Below are 6,304 nucleotides of genomic sequence, written 5' to 3'. Positions count from 1 at the left end.
AAAACAGTGTTTTGAGCAGCTTACGGCTAGCTTCCTAGTTTGTTCTTTGATTTTCATTGAGTATTATTTTCTGAAGTTGGAGTATTGGACTGTTTTTCATTATCAGCGGCAGGTTTACTTGGAGTAGGAGTAGAAGAATCCTGAGTTGATGCTTTCTGCTCTTCTTTTTTCTCTTCCTTGACGCTGGATTTTGTCGTTTCTTCTTGTTGTGTTTTTTCTTGACTAGTATTATTTTCCTTATTGGGACTAGTATTTTCCTGAGGGGATTCCTTTTGAATTTCTTTGACAATGGTTGTCGTCGGTTCTTTTTTGGTATTTTTATTATTATCCAAGGCATTCATAATCGTGATAGTCGCAGTAATCAAGCCGAGGATACTACCGATAGTAGTAATGGTTTTTTGAAAAACAGTAAAGCCTTTTTTGATATGTTCTGTTTTCGGTTTTGAAGTTCTACGATAGTTAGACATACATTCTCTCCTTTGATTAAAATTTATTATACCGCATTTCTTTAAAAAAAATCTTAAAAAAAGAGGAATTGCCCTTTCTTGTCGCAGGCTCCGTTTCATGATACAATAGAAGGAGTGATTTTAGAAAGCGTGAGAAAACATGATTTACTTTGATAATTCGGCGACGACCAAGCCTTATCCTGAAGCCCTTGAAACCTATATGCAGGTGACTTCAAAAATTTTAGGAAATCCATCTAGTCTCCATCGTTTGGGAGACCAGGCAACACGAATCTTAGATGCTTCTCGGCAACAGATTGCAGATTTAATCGGTAAGAAAAGCGATGAAATCTTCTTTACTTCTGGTGGGACAGAAGGAGATAACTGGGTTATCAAGGGTGTGGCCTTTGAAAAAGCCCAGTTTGGCAAGCACATCATTGTTTCAGCCATTGAACATCCAGCAGTTAAGGAATCGGCCCTCTGGCTGAAAAGTCAAGGATTTGAAGTGGATTTTGCTCCAGTTGATAAGGAAGGATTTGTGGACGTCGAGGCCCTAGCAGTTTTGATACGACCTGATACAATCCTCGTTTCCATCATGGCTGTGAACAATGAAATCGGTTCTATCCAACCTATTGAGGCTATTTCAAAACTATTGGCAGACAAGCCAACTATTACTTTCCACGTTGATGCGGTTCAGGCACTTGCTAAGATTCCAACTGAAAAATATCTGACAGAACGAGTGGATTTCGCGACTTTCTCTGGTCACAAGTTCCACGGAGTTCGTGGTGTTGGTTTTGTCTATATCAAGTCTGGTAAGAAAATTACGCCTCTGTTGACAGGTGGTGGTCAGGAACGTGATTACCGTTCGACAACTGAAAATGTGGCAGGGATTGCTGCGACAGCCAAGGCTCTCCGTTTGTCTATGGAAAAGCTAGATATCTTCACTAGCAAGACTGGCCAGATGAAGGCAGTGATTCGTCAAGCACTTCTGGACTATTCGGATATATTTGTCTTTTCAGATGAGGAAGACTTTGCCCCTCATATCCTGACTTTTGGAATCAAGGGTGTTCGTGGAGAAGTCATTGTTCACGCCTTTGAAGACTATGATATTTTTATCTCAACGACCTCGGCTTGTTCGTCCAAGGCAGGAAAACCTGCAGGCACCTTGATTGCCATGGGAGTGGATAAAGATAAGGCCCATTCAGCTGTGCGTCTTAGTCTAGACCTTGAAAATGATATGAGTCAGGTCGAGCAGTTTTTGACCAAGTTAAAATTGATTTACAATCAAACTAGAAAAGTAAGATAGGAGCATTCATGCAATATTCAGAAATTATGATTCGCTACGGTGAGCTGTCAACCAAGGGCAAAAACCGTATGCGTTTCATCAATAAACTTCGTAATAATATTTCAGACGTTTTGTCTATCTATCCCCAAGTTAAGGTAACAGCAGATCGCGACCGTGCCCATGCATACCTCAATGGAGCAGATTACACAGCAGTAGCAGAATCGCTCAAACAAGTTTTTGGAATTCAAAACTTTTCCCCTGTTTATAAGGTTGAAAAATCTGTAGAAGTTCTGAAGTCTTCTGTGCAAGAGATTATGCAGGACATCTACAAGGAAGGCATGACCTTTAAGATTTCTAGCAAGCGTAGCGACCACAACTTTGAACTCGACAGTCGTGAACTCAACCAAACGCTTGGAGGAGCTATTTTTGAAGCCATTCCAAATGTGCAAGCTCAAATGAAAAGTCCTGACATCAATCTCCAAGTGGAGATTCGAGAAGAGGCAGCCTACCTTTCTTATGAAACTATTCGTGGGGCTGGTGGTTTGCCAGTTGGAACTTCAGGTAAGGGCATGCTCATGCTGTCAGGAGGGATTGATTCACCTGTAGCTGGTTATCTAGCTTTGAAACGTGGAGTGGATATTGAGGCTGTTCACTTTGCCAGTCCACCATATACTAGTCCTGGTGCCCTCAAGAAAGCGCAGGACTTGACCCGTAAATTGACCAAGTTTGGCGGAAATATCCAGTTTATCGAGGTGCCTTTCACAGAGATTCAAGAGGAAATCAAGGCTAAGGCGCCAGAAGCTTATCTCATGACCTTGACGCGTCGCTTTATGATGCGGATTACCGACCGTATTCGTGAGGTACGAAATGGTTTGGTTATCATCAATGGGGAAAGTCTAGGTCAAGTAGCCAGCCAAACCCTTGAAAGTATGAAGGCTATCAATGCTGTTACCAACACTCCCATCATTCGTCCTGTGGTTACCATGGACAAGTTGGAAATCATTGACATCGCCCAGGAAATCGATACCTTTGATATTTCTATCCAGCCTTTTGAAGACTGCTGTACGATTTTTGCGCCAGATCGTCCAAAGACTAATCCTAAGATTAAGAATGCAGAGCAGTATGAAGCACGTATGGATGTTGAAGATTTGGTTGAGCGAGCAGTTGCTGGAATCATGATTACTGAGATTACACCTCAAGCTGAAAAAGATGAAGTTGATGACTTGATTGACAATCTGCTCTAATCAGAAAATCCAAAAGAATTTAGAAAATTAAATGAAAAAGTTAGTTTTTAATTCCAAAAATGGAAGCAAAATTAACTTTTTTTCTATAATTGTGATATAATAAAATAAAATTTTGAATATAGAGAGTTTTCTGACAATGAATCATTCCTACTTTTATTTAAAAATGAAAGAACACAAACTCAAGGTTCCTTATACAGGCAAGGAGCGCCGTGTGCGTGTTCTTCTACCTAAAGATTATGAGAAAGATACAGACCGTTCCTATCCTGTTGTTTACTTTCATGACGGGCAAAATGTTTTTTATAGCAAAGAGTCTTTCATTGGACACTCATGGAAGATTATCCCAGCCATCAAACGAAATCCCGATATCAGTCGCATGATTGTCGTTGCTATTGACAATGATGGCATGGGGCGGATGAATGAGTATGCAGCTTGGAAGTTCCAAGAATCTCCTATCCCAGGGCAGCAGTTTGGCGGTAAGGGTGTGGAGTATGCCGAGTTTGTCATGGAGGTGGTCAAGCCTTTTATCGATGAAACTTATCGTACAAAAGCAGACCGCCAGCATACAGCCATGATTGGTTCCTCATTAGGAGGGAATATTACCCAGTTTATCGGTTTGGAATACCAAGACCAAATTGGTTGTCTAGGTGTCTTTTCATCTGCCAACTGGCTCCACCAAGAAGCCTTTAACCGCTATATCGAGCGCCAGAAACTATCGCCTAACCAGCGCATCTTCATCTATGTAGGAACAGAAGAAGCGGATGATACAGACAAGACCTTGATGGCTGGCAATATCAAACAAGCCTATATCGACTCGTCGCTTCGCTATTACCATGATTTGATAGCAGGGGGAGTACATCTGGATAATCTTGTGCTGAAAGTTCAGTCTGGTGCCATTCATAGTGAAATCCCTTGGTCAGAAAATCTACCAGATTGTCTGAGATTTTTTGCAGAAAAATGGTAAGTTAAGAAAGGAAAAAACGAAATGCATATTGAATATCTTAGCCACTGGAGTGGTCATCTTAACCGTGAAATGTACCTTAACCGTTATGGACATGCTGGGATTCCAGTTGTGGTCTTTGCTTCATCAGGTGGTAGTCACAACGAATACTATGATTTTGGCATGATTGATGCCTGTGCCTCTTTTATCGAGGAAGGCCGTGTCCAGTTCTTTACCCTATCTAGTGTGGATGGTGAGAGCTGGTTGGCTACTTGGAAAAATGCTCATGACCAAGCGGAAATGCACCGTGCCTACGAACGTTATGTGATTGAGGAGGCCATTCCTTTTATCAAGCACAAGACAGGTTGGTTTGATGGCATGATGACGACAGGTTGCTCTATGGGAGCCTATCATGCACTCAATTTCTTCCTCCAGCATCCAGATGTCTTTACCAAAGTGATTGCTCTCAGTGGTGTTTACGATGCACGTTTCTTTGTCGGCGATTACTACAACGATGATGCTATTTACCAAAACTCGCCAGTAGATTATATCTGGAACCAGAACGACGGCTGGTTTATTGACCGTTATCGTCAGGCAGAGATTGTGTTGTGTACGGGTCTTGGTGCCTGGGAACAAGATGGTCTACCATCTTTCTACAAGCTCAAAGAATCCTTTGACCAGAAACAAATTCCAGCCTGGTTTGCTGAATGGGGACACGATGTCGCCCACGACTGGGAATGGTGGCGCAAACAAATGCCTTATTTCCTCGGGAATCTCTATTTATAAAAGGAGTTACCTATGAATTACCTTGTTATTTCTCCCTACTATCCACAAAATTTTCAACAGTTTACCATTGAACTAGCTAATAAAGGCATCACAGTCTTGGGAATTGGCCAAGAACCATACGAGCAATTGGACGAACCTTTACGCAATAGCCTGACCGAGTATTTCCGTGTAGATAACCTTGAGAACATAGACGAAGTCAAACGTGCAGTTGCTTTTCTCTTTTATAAACACGGCCCAATTGACCGCATTGAGTCTCATAATGAATACTGGCTTGAGTTAGATGCAAGTCTTCGTGAGCAATTCAATGTTTTTGGTGCCAAACCAGAGGATCTCAAAAAGACGAAATATAAGTCTGAAATGAAGAAACTTTTCAAAAAAGTAGGTGTTCCTGTGGTACCTGGAGCTGTTATTAAGACGGAAGCAGATGTTGATCAAGCAGTGAAAGAAATCGGTCTTCCAATGATTGCCAAACCTGACAATGGAGTGGGAGCGGCCGCCACCTTTAAACTTGAGACAGAAGACGATATCAATCACTTCAAGCAAGAATGGGACCATTCAACCCTTTATTTCTTTGAAAAATTTGTCACTTCCAGCGAAATCTGTACCTTTGACGGGCTCGTGGACAAGGATGGAAAGATTGTTTTCTCAACAACCTTTGACTACGCCTATACACCGCTTGATCTCATGATTTATAAGATGGACAATTCCTACTATGTGCTCAAGGATATGGTTCCCAAACTACGCAAGTATGGAGAAGCGATTGTCAAAGAATTTGGTATGAAAGAACGGTTCTTCCATATTGAGTTCTTCCGTGAAGGGGACGACTACATTGCCATTGAGTACAATAACCGTCCTGCAGGTGGTTTTACCATTGATGTTTATAACTTTGCTCATTCCTTGGACCTTTATCGTGGCTATGCAGCCATTGTCGCAGGAGAAGAGTTTCCAGTGTCAGACTTTGAACCGCAGTATTGTTTGGCTACTTCTCGCCGTGCAAATGCCCACTATGTTTATTCAGAAGAGGATTTGCTTGCCAAATACAGTCAGCAGTTCAAGGTTAAAAAAATCATGCCAGCTGCCTTTGCGGAACTTCAAGGGGATTACCTTTATATGCTGACAACTCCGAGTCGACAAGAAATGGATCAGATGATTGCTGATTTCGGACAACGTCAGGCTTAAGAGACTATCGGATTAAGGAAATTCACTCCCTTAATCCTTTTGTTTTGTCTGATAAAAAATAAGAGCATCCTAACAAGGTAGCTATCATAAAACTTGTTCGATAACTATTTGAAGCAGGATTAGGTGGTCAGAAATTGAATTTTAATATTTCAATTGAGTCATAGTATTATGTTTTTGTATCCTTAAATCAGCTAAAAGGATTCATGACGACACCTATATGATATAGTTTTCAAGATACCAAACAAGTCTATTAATACTCAATGAAAATCAAAGAGCAAACTAGGAAGCTAGCCGCAGGTTGCTCAAAATACTGTTTTGAGGTTGTAGATAAGACTGACGAAGTCAGCTCAAAACATGGTTTTGAGGTTGTGGATAGAACTGACGGAGTCAGTAACCATATCTACGGCAAGGCGAAACTGACGTGGCTTGA

6 protein-coding genes are annotated in these 6,304 nt (G+C 41.4%); 5 read left to right on the top strand and 1 reads right to left on the bottom strand.

Going from position 1 to position 6,304, the window contains the following annotated elements:
- Positions 1-53 precede the first annotated feature (53 nt).
- A complete protein-coding gene (locus tag HT699_RS10965; RefSeq protein WP_050314148.1) occupies positions 54-467 on the bottom strand; it encodes a DUF6556 family protein in 414 nt (137 codons plus the stop codon).
- 139 nt (positions 468-606) lie between these two features.
- Here HT699_RS10965 and HT699_RS10960 point away from each other — a divergent pair, with 139 nt between their 5' ends.
- The 5 genes from HT699_RS10960 to HT699_RS10940 all read left to right on the top strand — a co-directional run bounded on the left by HT699_RS10960 (position 607) and on the right by HT699_RS10940 (position 5,874).
- Positions 607-1,749 (top strand): cysteine desulfurase family protein, encoded by a 1,143-nt coding sequence (locus tag HT699_RS10960; protein WP_172934366.1) that lies wholly within the window; start codon positions 607-609, stop codon positions 1,747-1,749.
- Positions 1,750-1,757: 8 nt separating this feature from the next.
- Positions 1,758-2,972 (top strand): tRNA uracil 4-sulfurtransferase ThiI, encoded by a 1,215-nt coding sequence (gene thiI / locus HT699_RS10955; protein ID WP_172934365.1) that lies wholly within the window; start codon positions 1,758-1,760, stop codon positions 2,970-2,972.
- 136 nt (positions 2,973-3,108) lie between these two features.
- Positions 3,109-3,933 (top strand): alpha/beta hydrolase, encoded by an 825-nt coding sequence (locus HT699_RS10950; protein ID WP_031222982.1) that lies wholly within the window; start codon positions 3,109-3,111, stop codon positions 3,931-3,933.
- Positions 3,934-3,954: 21 nt separating this feature from the next.
- A complete protein-coding gene (locus HT699_RS10945) occupies positions 3,955-4,695 on the top strand; it encodes an esterase family protein (RefSeq protein WP_054388260.1) in 741 nt (246 codons plus the stop codon).
- A gap of 12 nt (positions 4,696-4,707) precedes the next feature.
- A complete protein-coding gene (locus tag HT699_RS10940) occupies positions 4,708-5,874 on the top strand; it encodes an ATP-grasp domain-containing protein (protein WP_138707235.1) in 1,167 nt (388 codons plus the stop codon).
- Positions 5,875-6,304: the final 430 nt, after the last annotated feature.

Origin of the sequence: Streptococcus sp. 1055, assembly GCF_013276815.1 — a bacterium.
GTDB lineage: Bacteria > Bacillota > Bacilli > Lactobacillales > Streptococcaceae > Streptococcus > Streptococcus pseudopneumoniae.
Note: the sequence above shows the minus strand (reverse complement) of the source record. Positions and strands in the feature narration are given on the sequence as shown.